The organism is Arthrobacter sp. H14 (assembly GCF_000520495.1).
GTDB lineage: Bacteria > Actinomycetota > Actinomycetes > Actinomycetales > Micrococcaceae > Arthrobacter_C.
The window spans coordinates 4,549-6,330 of sequence record NZ_KI914707.1 but is presented as its reverse complement, the minus strand read 5'-3'; the positions used below and the strand labels follow the sequence as shown (position 1 = coordinate 6,330).

Here is a 1,782-nt window from a genome sequence, read left to right as displayed (position 1 = left end):
CGCCGCGGGCAGCCGGTTCCGACCGGCGGAGCTGGGGCCGCTATGACACCGCAGGATCGACCGTCTATCTGGCTGCTGAACCTGAGACCGCCTTTCAGGAGGTCATCGCACCCTTCGCATTGAGCCTGCAGGGCAATACGCCGCTGCAAAAAGACGCCGATTTCCTCGGCATGACACTGACCGGGTTCATCCGCGAGTTCAAATCGCACTGGGAAGAAAGCAGCTACATGAACACCGGCTGCCTGCCCACGCAGTGGCGGGGCACACGGGATCTGTACACCGTAAAGCTTGCCGCCTCCGAACCATGGGTGGACATTGAACACCCGGCATCACTGGCCGGGATCCGCGCCGCTATCGGTGATGAACTGGCAACCACCGCCGGGATCGATTCCGTAAGTCTCGCCGAGATCCACGCACCTAATCGGGAGATCACCACGCGTATCGCGCAATGGGTGCGGTCGCTGACACTCGACGACGGGACACGACCGGTCGGGATCGTGTATACCAGCAGGCTGGGCGGCAGATGCTACGCATACTGGCTGCGGCGCAAGGACGATCGGCTCAACGGCGACCAGATACACCTCACCTCCACCCGGCCAATCGCCCTGACGGATCCGGCGCTGAATACAGCCTGCGAACGGCTAGATATCCACTGCTTTTAACGATCCGGACTGACGTATCAGCCCGTTATCGCCGGTAGGAAGAGCCGGACCATAAGCTAAGATGTTCCTTCTCTGGGCCGTGAGTTACGCCGGGCTGCCAGCGGCGCCCGTTGTGAGCGGTGTGGGTTTCGTGGCGGCCGTTGTAAGGCGAAGCCAATGATGGCGAGGATTGCGGCTGCACCTTCGGTGACGGCGGTGAGGGTCTTTTCGAAAAACCATACCGGTTCGTACATGGCTGGAATCGGGCCGATGGCAGGTATGTCGAGGTACCGGTAAAGGACGACGGCGGTGAATGCGGCCAGTGCGACGAGGGCGGCGGCTGCGTAGGAGGCGCGGCTGCCGCGGATCAGGACGTAGAGCCCGGCGAGGATCGCGGTGGCGGCCTGGATGCGGAACAGGTTGCCCTGTCCGATGCCGCCGGGGGCAGCCAGCTGGTAGTTTGCGGCCAGCTGAAGGTGAATGATGGCATCGATGGCCAGGGCGGCGGTGATCACGATCCGCAGGACGGTCATCAGCGCAGTGTGTGGCCCGCGGGGGCCGGTTGCGGTCCTCATTCGACCATCAGGGTGGCCATCATGGCCGGGTGGATGGTGCAGATGTAGGGGTATTCGCCGGGCTCCTCCGGGGCGGTGAAGGTGACTGTTTCGCCGCCTTCGAATTGCACATCGAAGAGGCCTTCTTCTTCGGAGGTGACCGTGTGGGGAGCGGAGTCTTTATTGACTACGGTGACGGTCGCTCCCGGGCTGACCGATTCCGGTCCGTTAAACTTGAAGCCTTCGACAGTGATGACAACCTCCTCCTTCCCGGAGGTCGCCATGGTCCCGCCCGTGGGTGTGCCGGAAGCCGAGGGGGATTCGACCGCCATCGATTCATCCGCCGGTGATTGGGATTCACCGGCGGTGTCCTGCCCTGAGGAGCCGCATCCGCTGAGCCCGGTCAGGGCGGCGGTCAGGACAATGGCGGAAGCGCTCTTTCTGATGTTCATGGTGGTCCCTTCGGTCAAGGTCACGGTTGGGGCGCCGGGTTCGCGGCCGGTTGTCGGTATGGGCGGTTCTATGTGGTCTTGGTTCGGGTGGGGGAGTAGACGGCGCGGGTGGGGGAGCCGTTGTATTAGCTGGCA

3 protein-coding genes are annotated in these 1,782 nt (G+C 63.2%); 1 reads left to right on the top strand and 2 read right to left on the bottom strand.

The genetic code is table 11. The annotated features are described in order from the left end of the window. The coding region (locus tag Y707_RS28540; RefSeq protein WP_035783262.1) for a hypothetical protein at window positions 1–662 on the top strand (662 nt) is incomplete at its 5' end. A 56-nt stretch (window positions 663–718) separates the two neighbouring features. On the opposite strand, the gene Y707_RS28535 is transcribed toward Y707_RS28540, so the two are convergent. Both Y707_RS28535 and Y707_RS0121920 read right to left on the bottom strand, forming a co-directional pair. Next, entirely contained in the window at window positions 719–1,216 is a 498-nt protein-coding gene (locus Y707_RS28535) for a hypothetical protein (protein WP_051442316.1), read from the bottom strand. Further along, window positions 1,213–1,647: a cupredoxin domain-containing protein gene (locus tag Y707_RS0121920; protein ID WP_026536621.1), complete on the bottom strand. Its 435-nt coding sequence runs from the start codon at window positions 1,645–1,647 to the stop codon at window positions 1,213–1,215. The genes Y707_RS28535 and Y707_RS0121920 overlap by 4 nt, the downstream gene beginning before the upstream one ends. Between the last annotated feature and the right edge of the window lie 135 nt (window positions 1,648–1,782).

Excerpts from the sequence above, each read along its gene's own strand:
- Y707_RS0121920 (WP_026536621.1), bottom strand. The coding sequence starts at position 1,647 with ATGAACATCAGAAAGAGCGCTTCCGCCATTGTCCTGACCGCCGCCCTG.
- Y707_RS28535 (WP_051442316.1), bottom strand. The coding sequence starts at position 1,216 with ATGAGGACCGCAACCGGCCCCCGCGGGCCACACACTGCGCTGATGACC.